The 23,014-nt window shown below is 42.3% G+C and carries 14 protein-coding genes; 6 read left to right on the forward strand and 8 right to left on the reverse strand.

Annotation, left to right across the window (positions count from 1 at the left end):
- Positions 1-997: 997 nt before the first annotated feature.
- Positions 998-1,747: an oligogalacturonate-specific porin KdgM family protein gene (locus AB6F11_RS05655; protein ID WP_017069963.1), complete on the forward strand. Its 750-nt coding sequence runs from the start codon at positions 998-1,000 to the stop codon at positions 1,745-1,747.
- 134 nt (positions 1,748-1,881) lie between these two features.
- On the opposite strand, the gene AB6F11_RS05660 is transcribed toward AB6F11_RS05655, so the two are convergent.
- The 3 genes from AB6F11_RS05660 to AB6F11_RS05670 all read right to left on the reverse strand — a co-directional run bounded on the left by AB6F11_RS05660 (position 1,882) and on the right by AB6F11_RS05670 (position 5,490).
- A complete protein-coding gene (locus tag AB6F11_RS05660; protein WP_102394492.1) occupies positions 1,882-2,625 on the reverse strand; it encodes a 3'-5' exonuclease in 744 nt (247 codons plus the stop codon).
- On the reverse strand, positions 2,625-4,487 hold the full coding sequence (locus tag AB6F11_RS05665; RefSeq protein WP_017069961.1) for a DUF294 nucleotidyltransferase-like domain-containing protein: 1,863 nt from the start codon (positions 4,485-4,487) through the stop codon (positions 2,625-2,627). Before AB6F11_RS05665 ends, AB6F11_RS05660 begins: the two co-directional genes overlap by 1 nt.
- Before the next feature lie 283 nt (positions 4,488-4,770).
- Entirely contained in the window at positions 4,771-5,490 is a 720-nt protein-coding gene (locus AB6F11_RS05670) for a FadR/GntR family transcriptional regulator (RefSeq protein ID WP_017072471.1), read from the reverse strand.
- A 342-nt stretch (positions 5,491-5,832) separates the two neighbouring features.
- Between AB6F11_RS05670 and AB6F11_RS05675 the strand changes: the two genes are divergently transcribed.
- The 3 genes from AB6F11_RS05675 to AB6F11_RS05685 all read left to right on the forward strand — a co-directional run bounded on the left by AB6F11_RS05675 (position 5,833) and on the right by AB6F11_RS05685 (position 9,022).
- Complete coding sequence (locus tag AB6F11_RS05675; protein WP_065584137.1) at positions 5,833-6,609, forward strand: SDR family NAD(P)-dependent oxidoreductase; 777 nt, start codon at positions 5,833-5,835, stop codon at positions 6,607-6,609.
- 174 nt (positions 6,610-6,783) lie between these two features.
- Positions 6,784-7,506, forward strand: a complete 723-nt coding sequence (locus AB6F11_RS05680) for a FadR/GntR family transcriptional regulator (protein WP_017063624.1) — start codon at positions 6,784-6,786, stop codon at positions 7,504-7,506.
- A 148-nt stretch (positions 7,507-7,654) separates the two neighbouring features.
- Positions 7,655-9,022: an MATE family efflux transporter gene (locus AB6F11_RS05685; RefSeq protein WP_080582237.1), complete on the forward strand. Its 1,368-nt coding sequence runs from the start codon at positions 7,655-7,657 to the stop codon at positions 9,020-9,022.
- A gap of 230 nt (positions 9,023-9,252) precedes the next feature.
- On the opposite strand, the gene AB6F11_RS05690 is transcribed toward AB6F11_RS05685, so the two are convergent.
- Entirely contained in the window at positions 9,253-10,290 is a 1,038-nt protein-coding gene (locus AB6F11_RS05690) for a polysaccharide lyase family 7 protein (RefSeq protein ID WP_102394491.1), read from the reverse strand.
- A 538-nt stretch (positions 10,291-10,828) separates the two neighbouring features.
- Between AB6F11_RS05690 and AB6F11_RS05695 the strand changes: the two genes are divergently transcribed.
- A complete protein-coding gene (locus AB6F11_RS05695; protein ID WP_017072468.1) occupies positions 10,829-11,689 on the forward strand; it encodes an oligogalacturonate-specific porin KdgM family protein in 861 nt (286 codons plus the stop codon).
- 190 nt (positions 11,690-11,879) lie between these two features.
- A complete protein-coding gene (locus AB6F11_RS05700; RefSeq protein WP_102394490.1) occupies positions 11,880-13,706 on the forward strand; it encodes a hypothetical protein in 1,827 nt (608 codons plus the stop codon).
- Positions 13,707-14,709: 1,003 nt separating this feature from the next.
- Here AB6F11_RS05700 and AB6F11_RS05705 read toward each other — a convergent pair.
- From AB6F11_RS05705 to AB6F11_RS05720, 4 genes are all read right to left on the reverse strand, one after another.
- Complete coding sequence (locus AB6F11_RS05705; RefSeq protein ID WP_102394489.1) at positions 14,710-16,278, reverse strand: polysaccharide lyase family 7 protein; 1,569 nt, start codon at positions 16,276-16,278, stop codon at positions 14,710-14,712.
- 421 nt (positions 16,279-16,699) lie between these two features.
- Positions 16,700-18,448, reverse strand: coding sequence for a polysaccharide lyase family 7 protein (locus AB6F11_RS05710; RefSeq protein WP_102394488.1), 1,749 nt, complete (start codon positions 18,446-18,448; stop codon positions 16,700-16,702).
- A gap of 237 nt (positions 18,449-18,685) precedes the next feature.
- The gene (locus tag AB6F11_RS05715) at positions 18,686-20,557 is read right to left on the reverse strand and encodes a methyl-accepting chemotaxis protein (RefSeq protein WP_102394487.1); all 1,872 of its coding nucleotides are present in this window, start codon (positions 20,555-20,557) and stop codon (positions 18,686-18,688) included.
- Positions 20,558-21,601: 1,044 nt separating this feature from the next.
- On the reverse strand, positions 21,602-22,483 hold the full coding sequence (locus AB6F11_RS05720; RefSeq protein WP_004733521.1) for an NAD(P)-dependent oxidoreductase: 882 nt from the start codon (positions 22,481-22,483) through the stop codon (positions 21,602-21,604).
- Positions 22,484-23,014: the final 531 nt, after the last annotated feature.

Consider the following 23,014-nt stretch of genomic DNA (forward strand, 5'->3'; position numbering starts at 1 on the left):
CTGCTGTTAAAGTTTGCAGCTACACGTCTGCAACTAAGAGACAAGAGAAGAGAAACGAACATTCATGTGATTAAGCGTGAATGTTCGTGGCTTTGATGCTGTAACAGACTCACTTAAGCGTGTTGTCATCAACCTAAAAGCCTATTCTTAAGCCGCGGTTTACACGCTTATTGAGCCGCACACGACTCTCTACTCAAATTTGAAATAAAAAAACGCTCATGTTGCCTGTATCAACATGAGCGCAAGGGTAGATCTTCGACTACCATCTCCTACCTTTCTAGATGAAAGCAGAAGTTATAATTAGAATAGTTGGGAGCAATAATCAAAATGCTTTCGCAAGCACTTCAACGATTTCTTCTTTGTCGCTGATGAGAACAACGGGTAACGATTCGAACCCAGTTCATTCCTATCAAGTTCATACTTATATAGCAGGCTATGTCACTACCTTGCCTACTACATTTCAAACCTTCTCTGATTGAGTTTTAAATCACCTCAAGTAAATGTCTCATGTTCTTAAAGCGGTGGATTTAATCCATTTAGCTTCAAGACCACTCTTACTTATTCGGCTTCACACCGTCTGTTCATGCAATCAACACAGCAAAGTTATGTGTTGCTAAAGAAAGTTAGTAAATAATAATGTATTACAAATAAAAATGGTATCTAAAGGTTCAATTTTTTGCTGTAGCGCACATTTATTGATGAACAAAACTCTTCAAAACCATTATCAACAGCCAAACAAAACACTAAAAATCATAAACTTACCAATACAAACTGACTTTGTAACCCTTTGTAAATAGTGGTTTTGTCCTCACAACACGATCAAGTTCACAGATCATCACGCCTCGGATCGCTACCATATTTGTATTATTTAAATGCAAAATAAATTTGAAATAACCAAGAAATAATTTCAAAAACAAAATGCATTTAAGACAAGAACTACTCTATTTGGCTTGTAATTATGGCCAATACTCAACCATATAAATATGGAATTAATACCATGAATAAAACTAAAATCGTGATTGCTGTGGCATCTGTACTCGCTGCTGGCTCTGTATCTGCTGCGTCTTTCGATATGAGACACGAATACAAGAGTCATACAGATCAACACGCTACTCGTGTAAAACTTGGCGATAGCATTGGCAACTTCCTTGTAGATATCGAAGCGAAATTCAAGGGAGAAGACGGTAAATTCATGGAAGATTTGAAGAACAATGGTTGGGAGCTTGGTCTAAACTACCGTCATGTACTAAACGATAACTGGACAATGACTTACGGTATGCCAATTGAAGCTCGTGAATCTGGCGTTACATACAAGCCTCAAGTTCGTGCAACATACAAAGTGGATAGCGTTGATGGCCTAAGCCTAAGTGCTCGTTACCGTTACGATATGAGACAGAACACTAGCAGCTCAGAGTATCAATTCGATGACAATGGTGATGTTATTGTTGATAGTGACGGTGTTCCAATCACGGTTGATAAAAACGTTTCTAATCAACGTCGTCACCGTCTAACGGCAAACGTTAACTACTCAATGGAAAACTGGCGCTTTGGTCTAGAAGGTAACTACTACAAAGCGGATGGCTATGACATCTACGACAACGACGATACCAACTACGAGTTGAACGCAAGCATTCGCCATATTATGGGTCAATGGGCACCATATGTAGAGTTTGGTGATGTGAGCACTTCATCAACTAAAGCGACTCGTGAACTGCGTAGCCGTGTTGGTCTAACTTACAGCTTCTAATCGATAGCTACATGAATAATCTAAGATAATTACTGTCCTAATTTTCTAAGACCTAAACAAAAGCCAGCTTAATCGCTGGCTTTTTTTCCTTTAAAATCAGTAAAATAAGAGCCGCGCACTTGCAGCTCTTTTTCCTAGTGACTAATCCGATAGAGAAAGGCAACGGTCACATTATCGTTAGGCACAACTCGCTTCTGCTGAGCCAAAAACAATTCCGCTGTCGAAACGGCATCGGCTAATGCATTGTGGCTGTTGTACTCAGGAAGCCCGTACCTTTCGCGAGTCCCTGCCAAGGTTAAATCGACTTCTTCATGATTGCTGATCGCTTTCTCCATGCTTTTCTCAATACACAAGGTATCAAGCCAAAGCAGAGGAATCGCTCTTAAACCGTAGCAGCGAAGAAGGTATTGGCTAATGAACTTCTCTTCGACTACACACGCGTGCGCGACGATAATCTTGCCTTTCGCTGCTTCGAAGAAAGCGAGCATCGCATCATGAATAGATGCGCCCTCTTCCAGCATCTGTGGTGTGATGTGGTTAATCACCGCAGTTTCAGCGTTAATCTGAGAATCATTGTTCAGGTAGATATGCTTGGCAGAAGCCAAATCGATTCGTCCTTTCACCACATCGACCCATCCCATAGACAAGATAAGATCTTGTTCGCTGTCTAAGCCTGTGGTTTCGAGATCCAACACGATATAGTCGCTGTCTTTGGCCAAATCCGTCATTTCAGGACAAGGCTGTTCTACCAGATCATGTAACGCTTCTGGCAGCTTAACCGTACCCAAATATTGCTTACGCTTGCGTTTAATTCGTTCAAGCGGGTGAAAATAGTTTAGCATTCGTTTTAAACATTTATTAGTTGAACATAGCTTCATTAACGTGCTCCGAAACGAATTTTCGCCGCTTCTTGAAGGTCAGCAATGATCCTAAAGGCATCTTTCAAGTGTTTACGCTCAAAGCTACCAAAGCTATCTGGGTTGATGTTGTTGTCAGGCACATCCCCGTTCTTCAGCGCTTCAAGTTGATGGCCAAAACGGAAAGAGAGAATGAACTGGTAAGCACCCAGAATGTTCTTGAATGCATCGTCGCTCAGCATGCCTTTTTCATTGGCAGCAGCGAAACGTTCGTCAGTCGCCGACAAATCGCACTCCACAGCAAGGCCATAAATACGCGCTAAGTCGATAATCAAGTTGATCGCGTACTTCTTCACGTTCAACGTTTTCTTATTCTCACCTGACTTCTCTAGCACTAAGCTATTGAAGATGCCAAGTGGCGGGTTGGTATTGACCGCGTCTTTCACTAGCGTGCTTAAAAACTCACGGTTACCGCGAATATTGCTATGCAGCTCATCGCGCAGAATACCTTCGAACTCACTGTTGCCGTAGATAGTACGAATTTCTAGGAACACACTGATATTAAGCAAGCGTTCGTACTCTGGGTTAGCCACCCACTTCTTGTAGTAGTGCTTCCATACACTGAGTGGCTGACACCATTTTGGCGTCGCAGCCATGAATTTACCTGGACATAATGGGTAGTGACAGCTTGCTAAGCCGTTGGTCACCATCATCGCTAAGTGTTTGAAGTAAATACGGTCACTGTCGGTTGCATCGTCAGCAAGAACAATCGCGCTGTCTTGGTCCGACAACATGTGCACTTCATTACGTGCGTGCGATCCGGCTACGATCCAAGAGAAATCACACGGTGGTGGGCCTAACTTATCAATCGCTATTTGAATCAATCGACGGGTGTAGGCGTCCATAATCATGGTCATTACCTTGCCGACGGTTTCAGGCGCCACTTTACCTTCCACCAGCGCTTCAAAAATAGCTTGTCGCTCTGAGGTGAACGAAGACATGGTTTTCACGCTGCCCGCGTATTTGATTTTCTCGATCAAGAATATCGCTTGAACACGGTGGTTTTGAACCAAATGAGACGTAGTAAGAAGACCAACGACCTTATTCTCTTTCACAACGGGCAAGTTACGGATATTAAATTGCATCATGATAGAGGCCGCATGCAGCACCAGATCATCCGGTTTTACAGTAAGTGGAGAGTGCGTCATTACCTCTGAGATCAGGCTATCAGTACTCACGCCGTGGGCAATCACTCGCTTAGTCATGTCTCGGTCGGTGATCAAACCAACAATGGTTTCACCTTCATAGATCACGGCACACGGTGAGCGTTGATGAAGCATTTCAACCGCAACCGACTGGATGGTTTGCTCAGACTTAACAATTGCCACCTGCCCGCTTGCCACTTCCTCAACTTTACGAATGAACAGGCCTTTCTCTTTATTCGACCAGACCACATCCAGTGCCGACTTCAAGCGAACCTGCGCCTGTGAAGCAAAGTGTTCTGCGCAACTTGGAAAGGCTTTGAAAAGCGTTTGAAGTGCCGAGTGTGGAATCACATAAAGTAAGGTGTTTTCGATTGCGACAGCTCTATAGCCTTTTTCGTCGTTGACTTCAGAATCTAAGAACGTAAAGCCAAACAAATCTTCACTGCCTAGACGGGCACGAAGCACACCATCCGATTTTCGTTGCTCCATAGAGCCCGTTCGAATGATATAGAGCGATTTTTCCTTCCCAGACTCACACAAATCGACCACATCTCCCTTGCCGAGATAAGTAATTTGCACGTTAGAGGCAAGTTCGCGAAGTGCTTGTTTAGGGATCTTATCGAATGGGTCGATTTGACCTATGAATTGAAGAATATTTGGCAGTAGAGACTGGGGCATAATCACACTCACAATAATTTAATTAGTATTATTATATAACTTAAAATACTGGTTACTAGTGCTTTTAACGAAACAGCAAATAATAGATTAAATATTGGACACCAGTCAGGTTTTCATCAAATTTGGATGCAAAAAAAGCACGTATCAAACGTGCTTTTTAGAGGTCACTGCTGAAATTAGCTTTTGAATAACCGTAATTTTAACTTTGACTACCCTAGTTTTACGAGAATGCCCTCTCGTCGATAATGCAAAACGATCAAAGCTAAAATAACAGTGAAAACAATTAACTAGCGGCTGGTAATCTGTGGTTTGTTTCTAACAGGTGACTTGCTGACGCGTGGCGTGCTTTGTCACTATTACCTGCCATGATTGCTTCATAAATCTGGCGGTGTTCGTTAATACAAGTACTTCCCTCTTCAGAAGAGTGAGAAATAAAGTTAACAAACATGGTCGTTAAGATGTTACCAAATGGAAGATAGAAGTCGTTACCTGTTGCATTGAAGATCAGGCTATGGAACTTCATGTCGATATCTAGCCAACGCTCTTGATCAAGCGTTTCTTCGCTAGAAATTTCTACCATTTGTTGGAAAATACCAGACAGCTCAATGCGTTGTTCTGCACTCGCGAACTGAGCAGCTAAAGCACACGCTTCTGGTTCAATCGCGCGGCGTAAACCCAAAAACTGATGACAGAATTGGTCTGTATCGGCCAAACCGTCCATCCATTCGATCAATTGTGGATCTAAGAAGTTCCAGAATGCACGGTCAACAACGCGAGTACCGATCTTAGGACGAGATTCTAATAGACCTTTTGAAGTCAGAAGCTTAACCGCTTCTCTTAATGCTGTTCTACTGATACCAAATTGCTCACACAGAGCCATCTCACCAGGGATAATAGAACCTTGAGGCAAATTGCCCGACAAAATACCACGGGCGATTTCACGTGCAACTTGCACATGAAGGCTTCGCTTAGAGCCTGAAATAGAATTGAAAGAGCCAGCCATGTGTCTACTTACCGATTAGATATGTATTATTTAACTCGGACTATAGCACTGATTTATATCTGCACCAACTAAGTATAAGAATAACGTGAGGTCACGAATGATATAGGCTAGCGAAGATTTTATGAACATTATAAGTATTTAGTTCATCAAACTAATTAAAAACATTTATTCATACAAATGGTTCTTATTTACACCGTTTTTTGTATGCGCAAACTCACAAAACGACTCTTACTCTCACTATTTATGTCGTTGATGATCAGTTTTGAGATGACTATCCTTGAATACTGCAAGTGTTATTGTATGATTTATTAACGCGAATGATCTACAATATAGGCGACTGTGATGTTTAACGATTTAAAAGGCAAACGCATTCTAATTACTGGCTCTACTGCAGGTATGGGCTTAGCTACAGCACGTATTTTCGCAAAGTATGGTGCAAAAATTGGTATCAATAGTCGTGCTTCTAGCCCAAAAGTTGATGACGTTCTATCTGAACTTACCGCACTGGGTGGCGATGTTGCCTTTTTTCCTGCAAACCTAATGGACACGTTAGAGTGCGAAAGGTTAGTCAAAGAGTTCACTGATCATTTTGGTGGCATGGACGTGTTGATTAACAACGCCGGTGGCCTTGGTGGTCGCGCCAATCTAGAAAATATCGATGATGAGTTTTATGAGCGCGTAATGAACCTTAATGTTCGCTCTGCGCTGATGACAACCAAGTTCTCTATCCCGCACTTACGCGCCTCTGCTGCTGAGTCCGGGCAAACATCTTGTGTGATTAGCACGGGTTCGATTGCCGCTCGTGAAGGTGGTGGTGTGGGTGCTGGTGTATATGCCGCATCGAAAGCTTGGTTACACGATATCCATCGGAACTGGGTAAAAGAATTTGCTAAAGACAATATCCGTTTCAACATAGTTTCACCAGGCACTATCGATACCGCATTTCATGACGGCAAAAGCGATGAGCTAAAGTCGACCATTGCTAGCAATATCCCTATGGGTCGCTTTGGCAGTATTGAAGAAGTAGCACCTACTTTTGCTTTCTTTGCCTCACATGCTTGCAGCGGTTACATCACAGGTCAAATCCTAGATGTTAACGGCGGACAAATAACGCCCTAGTTAGCTGGTTTATATAAGCTCACTCAGCGATTTAAGTTCGCCACACTATATAAGGTTAACAGACCCGAGTAGATGAGGGAAAACCTCACACTAAATTCGACGTATACACTGACACTAAACACCAGATTCGTCTGGCTTTTAGTGTTTTCAAAGTTTCAATTTCAGGTGGTTTAAATGTCAATATTTACATTGGTGGAAGATTCAAGCCGCCGAATTCATGTTCAAGTGGCGAGACAAATTGCTCGCAAGATCTTGTCAGGCGAGTTAGAAGAAAATCAAAAGTTACCCAGCGAAATGGAGCTGTGCGAAATCTTTGGAGTGAGCAGAACTGCCCTTCGAGAATCAACTAAGCTACTTTCGGCAAAAGGTTTAATCGAGTCGAAGCCAAAAGTGGGCACTCGTATCAAACCGAGAACACAGTGGCACTTCTTGGACCCGCAATTGCTGTACTGGATCCAAGATTTAGAAGATACTAAACCCTTCTTGTCTCAATTTTTAGGCTTAAGAAAAGCGATTGACCCGGAAGCGTGTGCGCTCGCTGCAACCAATGCAACTGTAGAGCAACGCAAAGAGCTTTCGATTCTTTTCCAGAAAATGACCATCGCAGCAAATAGCTTCGATTATGAAGAGTGGACGACCAACGATCACCTGTTTCACCAAACGATTTTCTTATCGACAGGTAATCAATTTTACATTCCATTCGCGAACATTCTGTCGACTATCTTCAAGCAGTTTATCGACCACTCCGCTGAAGGCGGTCGCTTCTGTTTAGAAGAACACAAAGCGATTTACGACGCAATAATGTCTGGCGATGCCAAGCAAGCTCGAATTGCTTCTCAAGTCCTGCTAGACGATGAGAACCAAAAGCTCTCTAGGGTTGAATTAGCCATCGCATAACCGAGATTAACCAAACTGACTTGTTTTTCAAAGACACAAGTCAGTCTTGTTTTAGCACCCATTTTTTAACCATCAACTACCGTAGTGTTTTCTTCTTTAAACGCTCTACTCCGCCACCTCAGAGAAAGCTTACGGTTATACACATAAGGTGTTGTTTGTGTCTTCACAATCGTACGTAAGGAAAAATTTCTCTCTCGCCTGGCCCCTCGCCTTAAACGGTATCTTGATGCAGTCGATGTTGATGATCGACACACTGCTTGTCTCTCCTCTTGGTGAAATCCCTTTAGCTGCAATGGGGATTGCGACGACTATCGTTGCCTTTGTACTGGGAATTCAAATGGCGCTGGCAAACGGTACTCAGTTAGTATTAAGCCGCGCAGTGGGCTCTGGCATCGCCGCGTCATTATCTAAAGCATTTTGGGCAGGGTTATTTATCAACCTTGGCGTAGCAACACTATTTTGGCTTCTACTTACTTTTTTCGAACAACCCTTGATTCAAGCTTTAACAGATGACGCTTCCCTTCACTTAGAAATCAGCCGCTATCTAGACATCTCGAAATACATCGTTATTTTTACCGCGTTAACGCAGGTGATCATTGCTTTATTTAATGCGCTAGGCAGAACTAAAGTCCCATTCAAAGGTTACTTAATTGAACTGCCTATCAATGCTGTACTCTCATATGTGCTGATTCATGGTTTTTCTAATTTTGAAGGGATTGGAGTACAAGGCGCTGCATTAGGCAGCATTATTGCAATAACGATCCGCTTGCTGTATTTGGTTTTGTGCGTGCATTTAAGCTCAGCGATTTCACTCAAATTAGACGCTCAGCGCTCTGAATTCTTTACCAACGTTCGCCGTCACTTTATCGAAATATTCCCTGTAGCAGCGAACGTGACCATGCTTTTGATTGGCGCAACGATATATCAATTGTTGTATTCGCAACTTAACATCAACGCTTACGTAGCGATTACTTTGGTGATGCCTTGGATCAGGGCTGTCTCTCAATTTATTACCGCTTGGGCTCACTCTTCCGCAATTACTATCAGCCAAGCGATTGGCTCTAAAAAGATGGATGACCTAGTCAAAAACGTCGATACCAGTATTGATATTGCGGTCGTCATTTCTTTTGTGTGTGCAATCTTGTTCGCAGGATTAAGTCTGGTCATTGGTGACATTTACCCGAACTTGGATGAGTCTACCTATCAAGCATTGGCCGTTATCGCCCCACTCTACATCTTCTTGCCGATTGTCCGTGGCTACAACACGGTTCATGGGAATGTACTAAGAGCACTAGGAAAAACGACCGCAGTCTTCAAAATCAACTTTACTGGTCAATGGGTAATTTCAATTCCATTGTGTGCATTGATCATCTTTGGATTAGACGGTTCTATCTTTTGGGCTTTCGCTATCCAACCATTCGAAGAAGTCGTTAAAGCTTTCCCATTCCGTCATTTGGCTCGAAAGTCTCTTAAAGAGTTTGATGCCGACAAAGCTAAAGAGTTGATGTATGACTAAAATCCGTATCGAGTTGCCGTCCTAAAATCTTCCCACGCGTTCTGAATACAACCTTGTCTTTTGACAAGGTTGTATTGTTTTAGCTGTACCGTTCATTGGTAAGCTTCATTGTACTCTCGCTGATACCCGGCTCATCTTAAATCTCATAGAAAACAAAAAGACCACTCAACATTCGGTTCAGTGGTCTTCGAAAACATTCCTTAAGGCCTGTTTCTAACTAGCCTTATGTACTATTTGCCGTTCAACTTTAGTGCCGAGAAAGTCACACTGTTGTAATCGCCATTCTTTTTATCGATAGCGAAATCGCCAGTACCGCCACAACCAGGTCCCCATACAGGGTGAGAATCGCTCACGCTACATTGGCCGTATGCGCCCGCTTTGTAGTAAAAATCATCTTCAGCATAACCCGTTGGTGAATCAAGTTCATCGATGCCCTTACTCAGGTCGATTTCATACTTAACGGTATCGTGACGCTCGGTTTCAAACGTTAGGTACATCATGGTGCCTTTCACTTCCACTTTGTAACTAAACTCTTCACCAAGAGCAATACCCGCTTCACCCGGCTCTGCAGGGTTTTCCCACGTGTTACCCCACACTGGATAAGCGATATCGGCACGGTTAGGATCTTTTTTCTCTAGGTTACGTTCATAGTTCCAGAATACTGAACCCATTTCTTGGTCAGGAAACTTCTTATAGAAGATCTTTAGTGGTTCATTACCATGCCCATAACCGGTTCCAGCTTTGATTAGCTCATTATGTTTTTTAGCGTGAATCTGACCAACAACCACCGAGTGAGCTGGGTACTTTTCTGGGAACTTAGCGTTAACTGAGACGTGATTAACTTTTAATGTCGCTTCTAATGTTCCGCCAACAGCACTGTATTCACTAGCCGCTGGGTGACTCGACAGTGCCCACTGGTTTCCTTTGTCCGCCGTATCGATTGAGAAATCAGCACCGCGTGGCATCTGGCGTAACTCAGAGCGTGCGTTTTTCGAGTTCTTCGTGGTAATAGCTTGGTTTTGTACTTCAAAGACGAGATTACCGTCTTTATCAAGGTGGAAGAAATCGCTGTGTGAGTAGCTCATCATTGCCACCCCTTCGATTTCGTCAACACGACCATCTTCATTGATATCTGAAGGTATAGTTATTTTCCAATTGTGCATATCGAATTTATCGGCAGGTACGGGGGAAGAAACACCGTTATTTGCGAAAGTAACCATTGGTACAGTCGCTAATAGCGCCACTGCTAATATGTTTTTCTTAAACATGACTCATCCTTTATTGTTAACAGATACCGAGTACACACTCAGTACAGAAACCACTTTTGAACACGAATTAGTACTAAATATTTTCTCTTCGACTTAAATAAGCCAACCGATAAATAGAATTTACATTTAGCCATTTTGTAACTTTTATTAAACATCTGGCTATGGTTTATATTTATGCCTCTCAACATGCTCCCTATGTTTAAGCCACGATGGTTAAAATCATCATTATTAACATATAGAAACACTTAATATTTGTATTATTTTAACACATGCAAAAAAGTGATTTTCTAAGGTTTGTGAATATGAGAAGTACGTCATGATTGATTTAATACACAAGCCCTAAATTGAGATATTCATAACATTTAGCTATATACTTGGGCCATTAGTCAGAACTTTTTGATAGATCTCACAGAAATCTGACTCAATAATAAATACCATATTTGTCATACATTAATTTAATACCATGTAAGGTATTGGTTTGTGAGCCACGGGTACATTGGATGTATCCAGAATTAAAAAATAATAGTGAGACAAAGGTATGAATTCTGTTACAAAAATTGCTGCAGCTGTTGCATGTACTCTTTTAGCGGGCACAGCTACTGGTGCATCTCTTGATTATCGTTACGAGTATCGTGCTGCGACGGATTATACAAAAACAAATGGCGACACAGCTCACGTAGACGCTCGCCATCAACACCGAGTGAAGCTAGGTGAAAGCTTTAAACTGTCAGATAAGTGGAAGCACTCAACGGGCCTTGAAGTTAAATTCCATACTGACGATTCTTACTACGACGCAGATTCTGGCGAAGTTAAATCAGCAAACAGTAGAAGCTTCTATGACGGCAATTGGTATATTTACGGTATGGAAGTAGAAAATACAGCAACTTACAAAGTCGATAACAACTGGTATCTACAAGTTGGTATGCCGATCGCTTGGGACTGGGATGAGCCGAACTACAACGGCGGTGATTGGAAGATGAAAAAAGTCACTTACAAACCTCAATTCCGTGTTGGTTATAATGCGGATATGGGATTAACGACTGCCATTCGTTACCGTCACGAGTATGCTGATTTCCGCAACCATACACAGTTTGGTGATAAGGATTCAGAAACTGGCGAACGTTTAGAATCAGCTCAAAAATCCAAAATAACGCTAACAGGTGCATATAAAATTGAGTCTCTACCGAAGCTTGGTCTTTCTTACGAAGCAAACTATGTAAAATCTTTGGATAACGTACTTCTTTATAATAGTGATGACTGGGAATGGGATGCTGGCTTAAAAGTAAACTACAAGTTCGGTTCTTGGAAACCTTTTGCTGAGATTTGGTCTTCTGATATCAGCTCATCTTCTAAAGATCGCGAAGCAAAATACCGTGTTGGTGTTGCTTACTCATTCTAATTAGAAATAGTCAATTTATAAAATACCCCTCTCCTCTTGCAAATTTTTGGGGCATATTTTAAGCACTTTATTTAAATAATAGGATGTTCTAATTAACGTTAGTTTCATCCTAATAAATATTTAACGACTATTCATTATCTACTTCTTATGTGATTTACATATGGATTTAATATCATAAAGAGAATATTTTATGCAGATTTCTAAAGTCGCTACAGCTGTCGCTCTTTCGACAGGTTTATTATTCGGTTGTAACAGTGATGGTTTACCTATCCCGACCGATGGTTCTACTGATCCAGGTAACCAACCTTCAGCATTAACTACGGGTTACTGGCAAATCAGTGATGGTAACTCCGCTTCAATATCCGCGTCATCAAATGCAGATCTTCCAAATGTGTATGTTTTCCAAGAAGATGGTAATCATAAATACTATGACGACGATGATGACTTAGGTACTTACACGATTAAAGATGCAAGTGCTTCTACTAATAATTATGATGAAGAAGCCGGTACGGTCTCTTTCACATATTATGAAACAGGCACATCAACGATCGAAATTCTAGATGGTGTTTTTTCTTTCGATGACGCTGGTGCTCTGAATATTTCAGATAACACCACTGGCATAGACTACTCTGGTTCAGACCAAACTGCGACTGACGCCGTACAAGAAGCTATCAGTAAAGCCAATGAAGCAAATGGTATCAATGGCTACGTTCAAATCTTGGACACCAACAATGGTGGTGTAAAGAATGATGTGGGTGAACTACGTTTGAAATTGTCTGACAGCAGCACAGGGGCAACAGTAGACAGTATCGCATCAGGAAAGGTAACCGTTGACTTAATCTACCAAGTAGATGAAAACACCGAGCAAGAAGCGAATGGTTCAGGTAACAACGCTTATATTAGTCTCTACGCTTCTGGTACTTCTAACACTAATTTACACGGCGAAGTTATTTTTAATGCTGGAGAAATTTTCTACCGTTCCACGGTTACCGATAGTAGCGGTAAACCTCAAATTCCTGATGAGCCTGTAGGCACTTACACTTTAGGTGAAGATCTCGCGGTTGAAATCAGTTGGGCGAGCGGTTACTACACATTCAAAGTCAATGACACTGTATACGACAATAGCGGCAACGGTTTTGAGGCTTTCGACAAAGCTGCCGTTACTATCGTGTCATTGAAGCTTGGTGATACTTCTAACACAACACACTACGAGTTAAACGCTGACAACTTTAAAGTTTATTCGAATGACACAGCTTCTGATGAGCTAGTGTTTGAAGATAACTTTAACAATTACCCGAATGGCCAAGCGCTATCAGGTAATCCGTACAACAACAATACTGCGGAAGCGACAGTTGTTGTTGATGGCGGCAATACTGAGCCAGAACCTGAACCAGATCCAGATCCAGAGCCCGGCGAAGTAACAGACAACTTCGATTCTTATACTGTAGGTACGCAGATCGATGTGGCTAACCCTGCGTACCAGACAAAAGGTGTTGATGGGGTTTTAAATACAGCAGTGATCAGTAGTGACTTTGCCAAGTCGGGTTCTAACTCTTTACGAATTGAAGATGGTGCGGACTCAACCACTGATAATAACAAAGCTATCGTTGGCCGCGACTTTGCTAATGGCGCAGCAGAAACTGGCTCTGTTTCTACATCTGTATACATCCCTAGCGATGGCTATGTAAAAGCATCATACATTTTCTTAGGTTCTAATAACGATGCATCATCTAGTGGTCGCTTCACTGAAGTTGTATTTACATCTAGTATGATTAAATTCCGCAACGAATCAGGCAGCCAAGTTGACCTTGCTTCATACTCAAAAGACACATGGGTAGATGTGACCATTTCATGGGTAGATACAGACATTACCGTCAATGTTGATGGAACAGACTACACTGGGTTAAAAGCTGAAAGTGCAGGTGGTTCCCCGACCGCTATTGCGCTATACAATGGTGACAATGGTTCAAAAGGGACATACACCTACTTCGACAACCTAGATTCAGACCTATTCTAGTTCTCACTAGAAAGTCTGTTTGACTTGATTGCTAGATAAAACAAATCCCTATCAACGTAATTTGATAGGGATTTTTTATTGTTAGCTCAAGAATAAAAAGCAGACTGGCGATTCAGTTAAGCTCTCTGACTCAGCGGAACTTTGCTTCAGCGTTGAATAAGCACCGATGCTGCTAGTAACGAATGCCCCCTTGCCTCTCTAACTTATTTAACCCTCTCAAAAGCCCTGTATCTATCATAGATAAACAAAACCCCTCAGCTCTGCACTCAACCCACAAATTATTATTCAACATCACCGTACCATACAATCAAGGTATTTACGGCCTGCAAGCAACTAACCCTCAAGCGCATCCCCTTGAGCACTGGATTCGTTTAACCATCGACTTGAACCCGCCTGAGTATTTCATGAAGCATTGGCGCTAATAGAATGATGGCTAACCCTGCCCTTCTAGTTATGAAAGAGTTGAAACACTACTTATTGCTGTTGCTAGGAGTCTTGCTAAACAACCCAAAAGTGGAGGTTTCAAAAACAGTACGGGAGTATTCAGCCGAGTTAATGCTTATTAGTAGACCACGCACAACAATACGTTCATGTGTAGACGTCGCATTAGTACATACCTTGAGAACGAAGTCGAAGTTTTCTAGCTCTGGCGATTCCAAAATAATATTGGCATTGTTTAGCTTTGAATGAGAGCCAATATGACCTGTTGTCAGCTGAGATTAATCATGACTGAGGTTAATGGTGATCGGCGATTGGCGATTGGCGATTGGCGATTGGCGATTGGCGATTGGCGAGAGGATAGTAACTGAAACTGATAATGACTACAGTTAATACTGAATGAGCTTAATGATATTGTCTTAAACTATGTGTAACTGATAACTACCCTTCTCCGACTCAATTAAATCATACGCTTAAGCCCAAACAACAGGAGGCAAAAAAGCCTCCGAACCCTGAGGCTGGAGGCTATTGCGATAACTTAAATATTAAGTGTTATTCGATCAGATTACTTTTGGTATTGATCGTGCGATACGTCTAGCTGGTAGAAAGTCGCTTGTGAGTAATCGTCTAGGTCGCCGCTGATGTTTTGGTTGTAAACACCTGCTTTGAAGTACATGTACTTGCCGCCTACGTCGTAACCGCTGTTGCTCATATCAACCACTTGTACAACGTCGTCTTTGCCTTCACGCATTAACGTTACAGTCATCGTGTTGCCTTTAACGTCAATACGGTAGCTGAACACTTCGCCAAGTGCGATACCATCGTCACCCACTTCAGCCGTCATGTCGCCCACTAGAGGGTAGAAGTCCTCTTTAGTTGCATCTTGGCTTTCGTGTGCGAAGTAAACCGCACCCGTTGCTTGGTTTGGCAGTTTACGGTAGTACAAACGAATTGGTTCATCGTTTTGATCGTGAATCTGACCAATGATAAAGCGGCCTACTTCGTTCGCATTACCTGTTGTTGTTGCGTGATCGATTTTCAACGTTGCTTCTAAAACGCCATCAATACCAGCAGCAGCTTCTAAGTCAGACTCAGGTGCGCTTGAGAATACCCAGTTGTTCTTGTTAACACCTTTAGTGCTAATAGACTGGTCACCACGGCGCATCATTTCGCGAAGCTCTGTACGCGCATACTTAGTATTTTTAGAGGTACGAACACCTTTCACGTAAGACTTGAAGACTAGACCACCATCGTCAGCTGTGTAGAAGATCTCTGGGTGTTGGTAACCGTTTGCAAGGTTCCACTCAGAAACATCATCAGGCTTACCGTTTTTGTCATGGTCGAATGGTTGAGATAGGTACCAATGCGTCATGTCAAAGTTTTCGCTTGGCGCGTTACCTGCAACTGGTGTCGCTGGCAGGCCTGTCGGAACTGGCAGTGCACTGCGTGTGTCACATTCAACTGAGGTCTCACAAGGGTAAACCGCTGCTACACCAAAGTTACCTGAACGAAGATCTTTACGCGCATCTTTACGTGCTTTTTCCACTGCTTTCATTTCAGCGATAATAACTGCTTCTGCTGCTACCACGTCTGAAGTGATGATATGGCTAGCAGGACATGCGTTAATGTTACAGTTAACCGCAGCTAACCCTGTCACACTGTTCCAACCATTTTTGGTGTTACCGTGACCAACGTATCTTACGTAGCGCGCTTGCACTGCTGGCTCGAATTGGAAACGCTCTAGGCCGATCGCTTTACCTGAGCTCAGTTGGTTTTCAAGTACGGTTGTCCAGGTTTCACCATCGACACTTACTTGAATATCAAATTTAGACTGGCGCTCGTTACCTTTGCTGAAAGATGCTTGAACCGCATCAAATTCTTGAACTGAACCATAATCTAGCATTGCCCACTCACCGTCACCCGCTGAAGACCAACGTGTAGTTAGGTCTTGGTCAATGAGACGATCAGGTCCGTTACCATCATGGCTACTAGCGGCAACAGCAACTGGCGTCAGAAGCGCTTCACCAGTTTCTTTGTTATTTGGGAAATCAACAGTCGGTGTGCTCGTGCTCGCACAACCAACTGCAAGTAAAATAGAAGAAGCGAGTAAGGTTTTTAGAGTAATTTGTTTCATATCTAATCCATTATTATAATACAAAGACAGCGTTCGTAAGTGAAAGATAAATTGGCAAACACGAGCTATAAGGCGTTTTCTCTCTCAGTATTTGCGATAACACAAAAATATTACGTAATCTTATAATACAAATAAAACACTTCGTTGAATAAATGAGACTGGGAACACTTTTCGCTTTTTCCATACTTTAACTGGATCACACTTCCTATTGATAAAAGACAACATATGAAAATTTAGAATGCGAAATGGGCTATCAAGGGCGAAAAATCCGAGCGGTAATGGTGAGAATGTGCATCACTCGAGCAGAGCATTTATCGTTCAGAACATCTCATTTAACAGTGTCGCAGCAGTTAAAAAAAGACCACATTGTTAGGAATCAATATGGTCTTTAAAGCAGTCATTGTTGTTACTCAAACGTTAGCTAATTCAAATAGTGTTCAGCTCTAAGAGAACTAAAGCTCACATCAAACACTTCACCCGCATAGTCGCTATCAGGCTTAAATTGTGGATAGATGCCTGCTTTGAAATAGAAAGCGATGTCTGTCGATGTCCAATCTGATGTTAACGAAACCGTGTCCCCATCTTTATCTGTGTAATCTTGTCCCCAAGGGATTAAATGAGAAACGGTGTTGGTTCCATCTAAATCATGAGTCGCCAAGTAGATACCGTCTTGATTGGCACGAATCGTATATCGCCACTCTTCACTTGCCGAATAAGTCCCTAACTCGACACTGAACGGGTCACAATGATTACAGTCTTGGTTGTTGCGCTCAAAATCAGAGTTCAGTATCACTCTTACTGGCTTACTCTCGCCTTCCCATAACAGTTTCACCAGTGCTTGATTGATCTTCCAACCATGGATTTGTCCAAGTACCACTTTTGGATCTTGATTGTTGATGTTCGGGTAATCTTCAATTCGCAAGCTTGCGGTTAACTCGTGACTGGTAGCGTTCGTTCTAGTGTCGTCCAAATACCAACTTGTATCTTCATCGCTGGTGCTACAATCCGGTTGAACACTGCTTTGATACAACTCCCTGAGCTCAGAGCGAATATAGCTAGAGTTTTGGGTAGAGGTGCCGTATCCCATATCCGCTCTAAAGTGCATTCTTCCTTCATCAGTATTGAAGTAAGAAAGATCAATATCACTGTCGTACACATCGCTGTCATTTGAAAGAAGATCTTTACTCGATTCACAACGTTCTGGTTCTAACTCAGCAGCACTGTCACCACCGCTTCCATACCAATCATTCTTACTCGGTGGAATAGTCAGCTTCCAATCATTAATGTCCCAATCGTTTGATCCATCGATTTGAGTCGTGGTGTATCTCAACGCCTGATAGTAAGCAATCGCTTCACCATTCTCAAATTGGTTATAGATACCCGCTTTGAAGTAGCTCAATAAATGCTGCCAGTAAGCGATGTCTTGATTCACTTTTACTTCATCATTCACTTTGAGCGACAGTGTGTTCTCATAAACAGAAAGATCAAATTTGGTAAAACTGTCCAATTCCGCCTCACCTAAATCGTAGCGATTGTATGACGTGGCATAACAATCCGAAGAGTCAGCAGCGCTGCTACAATCAACGGCATTGTTTTTCATGACTGCCCAGTAGTGACCTGTGAGGCCATCTCGTTCTTGCTCCCAAACCACACGCAATAGCGGATGAGGGATATAACCCGTACCACTCTCATCAGTCCCCTTATTGTGTATCTGCAGCAACGTCACTTCATCATGATCAGCGGGAGAACTCGCCATGGCATGCTCAATATCAGGCAAACTTATTTCCGCATACAGACTGCGCCTTACGCCCGCTTCGTTGATATCGAAGTTTTCTCCCTCACGAACTTCAGAGCGCATCTTGTAGTTCGTCATTTTGAAGATAAGATTTTCCGTCTCTTCATCAGCATAAAAATAATCACTGACATAACCATCGAAGTTACCATCTTTGACTTCAGAGGTTTTATTGCCCTCCTCTCCATTAGGATCAGAGACCTGAAGATCTGAGCTGGAAAGGATGTTTTGATACTTGGTAATATCATAGGGAGCAACAACACCAGCGGGCATTCCTGGGTTATTGGTATCGGAAGGATCACTGCTGTCACTGGAGCTGCTTCCACCGCAGCCATACGTAAGCGAAACGAGTACTACGACGAAGATTGGCTTATTCACATTTATCTCACTTATCCATAAGAATAGAGTGACAATGTATATTTGTATTATTTTATGTCAATTATATATTTATCAGAATGTGAGATGCGGCAAATGAAGTGGGATGAATGAGTATTGCGTAGAGTTAGACTCAAGAAAAACGCAGAAAGGCCACTCTAAACTCGCAAGCTATTGAGTGGCTCTCAGATCAACAACTAAACTTAGTATGTTGATTTTTAAATATAAATATTAGAAAAGTTAAACCTTAAAGCTGCTCATCAAGTCACTAACGCTGCCGTTAAGTGTTTTGATTTCTGCTGATTCAATCAACTGATCTTGGCTTAGCTTATTAAGCTCTTCAACGAAGCTTTCAATTTTATGCATGTTCTTAGCAATACTCTGAATCAAGGCATTTTGCTCAACAGAAGAACCTGAGATATCGTTATTGAAACGACTCACGGTTTCCATCTGTTCCGTTAGTTTCGCTAGCATGTTTACCGCTTGGACAACTTGAGCACGAGTCATCTCGCAATTGCTCTTCGTTAACTCAATCGATTTGACCAAGCCATCCGATTTAGATTGCAACCCAGATAACGCCTCTTCTATTTCAGAAGTACTGATTTGAGTTCGGTTTGCTAGCGCACGGACTTCGTCAGCCACCACGGCAAAACCTCGACCATGCTCACCTGCTCTCGCCGCCTCTATGGATGCATTCAACGCAAGCAAGTTGGTTTGCTCAGCAATACCACCAATCACAGACACTATCGACTGAATGCTCTGTGTTTCATTAGCCATAGAACGAATATCATCAGACGTCGTGCAAACTTGCTTCTCAAGATCACTGATGTACGTTTCTGTCACCGTGTTAATTTGCTTAGTCTCGTCACTGAACACGGCCGCATCTCGCGCTGCTTCTGCCGCTGACTGTGAGTTCTTCTCGACTTCACTTGAAGCTTCAGACAATCCATTAATCGCAGAGACCACCTGAACCGTTTCATCGGTATGAACTTTCAGTACATCGCTGGTTTCTTTGCAGCCTTCTCGAATACTTAATACCTTGGTATCAAGATCCGAGTTCTTGAATTTGACGTCCTTAACCATCTCTTGCAGGCCAATGATGAACAAGTTGATGTCTTTGGCGATATGCCCTAAGTCATCATTCCCCTTCTCAACAAGCCTTTGAGTCAGGTCTCCGTTACCTTGAGATAGATCGTGGACGATTTTTCTCAGTGACACGATTGGGCGGTAGAAGCGATTCAGCAGTAAAATCATCAATATCACCGAGCCAAGCACACATGCCACGATAAGGATACGCGCACTCGACATCACGCCATTCAACTGATTGAGCGCGAGTTCAGGATCGATACTAGATATCATGTACCATTCTTTCTGGCTGCCAATATCCACTTTCTTGGCCATCAAAATTCTCTGGTTGCCATCAATCACACCCTCAATGAATTGGTCAGGTAGTTCAATAGCTTCATTGAGTTTCATTAAGGCGTCAGCAGAAGATATATTGCTCTGTGGAAGCACGTTTTCTATTGTGGATGCAATTACCATCCCTCTCTCATCCACGATGATACCTTTGGCTTCGTAGATGCTATCTAGCTGTTTGAGCTGAGTTTCCAAATCATCAAATCGAATGTCTGCCATGATGACGCGATCTTGATAGGTGTAAGTCACACCAATCATAGGTACTTGAGTACTCTTGGTGAAAAACAGATCACTAAAAGATAAACCTGATTTCAATTTCGCTTGTTGATACCAAGGACGAGTCGTTGGGTTGTATTTTTCTTTGATTCCAACACCGTTTGGGAAAGACTCTGAAGGACGAGAAGTGTAAGAACGACCATCATCAAAACCCACTACAATCTTGTCAATACCACCGAGCTTAGCGGCAAAATGCATCAGCGCTTCGTTTGGTACTTGGTATGGGGATTTCATGAACTCTTGTGCAACGGAATTGACCGTATCGATGGTGCGCTGGACGGTGCTTTCAATCTGATTAATTTCTATCGTTAACGAGTGATCAATCTCGTTATAAATCGTTTGGTTTACTTGATCAGTCGCCAAGTTAAGCGTGAACCAGTTCGTAAATGCCAAGGCACTGGAACTGACGATCGCCACCATTAAAATCAATTTTCCTTTAAACCCTAGAGACAATTTTGAATTCATAAAACTCATAATCCATATCAACCTATGTCTATTATTTTTATCCGAATGAAATGGTCATTTTTTAGATATTCGAAGATACGGGAAGCAAAACTTGTTCATGCCGTTCCATCGTCACAACCATCAATTTAATTAATATTGTATGTTTAATTTACTGCACTTTCTGTGAGCAATCTTGACATATCAAAACTGGTTAAAATCACCCTGTGACATAGGTATCATTTATGAGTTTGAACTTTTAACATGATTAGAAAGGAATAATTAACCAATTAAAAATGATCAACTTTCAGATGATTACCTCACAACTTCGCCGATAATGCCTCCACTCAAATTATTCATATCACTTTCGGTCACCTGACTAGGAAAGTGAGCCTTAGGTCACATTTTCACTAACCAACCATTCACTCAAGGCATTCAATCTTAAAATTTATTTGTAATACAATAAGCCTTAAGTTATGGTGTATTTGAATCATAACTTAAGTTCTTTCTGGATGCTTTTGTTCAGTTCAAAGTGATAATTGAAGCAGCCGCTTTAAGGTCATTGAACTCGTTTAACGTAGAAACTGTCGGGGGATCTCGTTATTCGTTTTTTCACTTTCTATTGATCATTTGTTTTTCCAGACGGCTCGTCCGAACATGCCCATGCAGTCACCAGCTGTGTGGGTTTTTTTTACTTTCTTTTCAGACCCGATATACGAGCGGTGTTAAGCCATCGCCAACAATCAGTTAAGTGCACTGGTTTAAGCTTGCGAGGAAAAGTGAGTGAGTTGGTGCTAGAAGGCTTTGAATTTACAAATAGATATAGATATAGATATAGAAACAAAAATAGGAATTGAGGCAGTAACAAAGTTGAACAGAGTTTGGAGTAGGTGTAGCTGAGGAAGTAGAAGTAGAAGAGTTTAACGAGGGAACAAAGGGTTGGGTATGGCAGATAAAAACGAACCTCGCTGAGGTATCGCCGCCTAAAAAGACAGGCAATACCCTAGCGAGGTCGTACGTCGATTACTTCTCTAGTTTAGCGAAGTAGTCGAAGATTACTGGTACGTCGTTGTTACCCATTCCTGCGTCAACAGCAGCTTGTAGGCTAGTTGCAGTACCTTGAGCAATTAGAGACTCAGTACCTAGCTCTTCACAAAGAGCAAGGAAGTAACCAAGATCTTTGTTAGCGTTAGCAACAGAGAAACCTAGCTTCTCTTCGCCGTCTACTGCGTAGAACTTACAGAATTGCATGAATGGTGAGTTAGATGGACCTGCAGACATGATGTCAAACAGTTGTTGGCCATCAACACCAGCGCGTTGAGCAACAGCGAAAGCTTGAGACATAGTCGCAACAGTCGTCATACCCATGAAGTTGTTTACAAGCTTAGTAACGTGACCAGAACCTAGAGCACCTAGGTGGAATACGTTTTCGCCTTGCTCTTCAAGAACAGGTTTAACTTTGTTGAAAGTTTCCATGTCGCCAGCAGCCATGATGTTCAGAAGACCATCTTTAGCGTGTGCAGGAGTACGGCCTAGAGGTGCGTCGATCATGCCCGCGCCTTTTTCAGCTAGAGCTGCGCCGATTTTCTTAGTAGAAGCAGGGATAGAAGTACCGAAGTCTACTAATACTGCGCCTTCTTTGATGCCAGCTAGAACGCCGTCTTCGCCGTAAACGATTTTTTCAACAACAGCTGAAGTTGTAAGACAAAACTGGACGATGTCACTTGCAGCAGCTAGTTCTTTAGCAGAAGTGAATGCAGTCGCATTGCCGCGATCTGTAACGCGAGCAACAGCTTCAGCGCTTAGATCCATTACGTTTACGTGGTAGCCGCGCTTTTGTAGGTTTTCAACCATGTTGCCGCCCATAAGACCTAGGCCAATGAAACCGATTACAGGTTTAGTCATGTTCAAACTCCAAATATAGTATTGTATGATTATATGGTCATTATAATAACGACGTCTTTTCCGTTACGCAATAGTTTTAGGGTAATCCTTCAATGCTTAGACGCAAGTTGTGACGGGGATTCACTTTACGAGAAAATATGGTCACGCTTTGTACTTACAAGAGCGATATCCCAATCAAAAAATAACCTATTGATGAAATAATGCACTCTAAATGTCATACGATTAATGAGAATAAGCCACTCCAATAACGATTATTAACCTGCCGTCCCTTTTTTCAGACAAGATTAAGGCTGCCCACTGTCAGTAGTTGACAAATTATTGGAAGACAGTCACTGCCCTAGCCTTAGTAAGGTTTACTGAACACGGGTTTTAAACCAAGTTTTGTCGCCACTTACTAAGCCTGGCACTCTTGCTACTTAGCCTCTAACTAACCAACGCAACCTCTTCCCACCTCGTAGGCTACTGCCTGTTCTGTGCAATCGAGTAGGAGGAGGCCTCACGGCCTCCGTCCTCTCACACCACCGTACAAGC

It is taken from the genome of Vibrio sp. 10N.247.311.14, from assembly GCF_041467715.1.
Lineage (GTDB): Bacteria > Pseudomonadota > Gammaproteobacteria > Enterobacterales > Vibrionaceae > Vibrio > Vibrio crassostreae_C.

Coding starts and splice junctions, on each gene's coding strand:
- AB6F11_RS05655 (WP_017069963.1), top strand. CDS start 998: ATGAATAAAACTAAAATCGTGATTGCTGTGGCATCTGTACTCGCTGCT.
- AB6F11_RS05660 (WP_102394492.1), bottom strand. CDS start 2,625: ATGAAGCTATGTTCAACTAATAAATGTTTAAAACGAATGCTAAACTAT.
- AB6F11_RS05665 (WP_017069961.1), bottom strand. CDS start 4,487: ATGCCCCAGTCTCTACTGCCAAATATTCTTCAATTCATAGGTCAAATC.
- AB6F11_RS05670 (WP_017072471.1), bottom strand. CDS start 5,490: ATGGCTGGCTCTTTCAATTCTATTTCAGGCTCTAAGCGAAGCCTTCAT.
- AB6F11_RS05675 (WP_065584137.1), top strand. CDS start 5,833: ATGTTTAACGATTTAAAAGGCAAACGCATTCTAATTACTGGCTCTACT.
- AB6F11_RS05680 (WP_017063624.1), top strand. CDS start 6,784: ATGTCAATATTTACATTGGTGGAAGATTCAAGCCGCCGAATTCATGTT.
- AB6F11_RS05690 (WP_102394491.1), bottom strand. CDS start 10,290: ATGTTTAAGAAAAACATATTAGCAGTGGCGCTATTAGCGACTGTACCA.
- AB6F11_RS05695 (WP_017072468.1), top strand. CDS start 10,829: ATGAATTCTGTTACAAAAATTGCTGCAGCTGTTGCATGTACTCTTTTA.
- AB6F11_RS05700 (WP_102394490.1), top strand. CDS start 11,880: ATGCAGATTTCTAAAGTCGCTACAGCTGTCGCTCTTTCGACAGGTTTA.
- AB6F11_RS05705 (WP_102394489.1), bottom strand. CDS start 16,278: ATGAAACAAATTACTCTAAAAACCTTACTCGCTTCTTCTATTTTACTT.
- AB6F11_RS05715 (WP_102394487.1), bottom strand. CDS start 20,557: ATGGTGGCGATCGTCAGTTCCAGTGCCTTGGCATTTACGAACTGGTTC.
- AB6F11_RS05720 (WP_004733521.1), bottom strand. CDS start 22,483: ATGACTAAACCTGTAATCGGTTTCATTGGCCTAGGTCTTATGGGCGGC.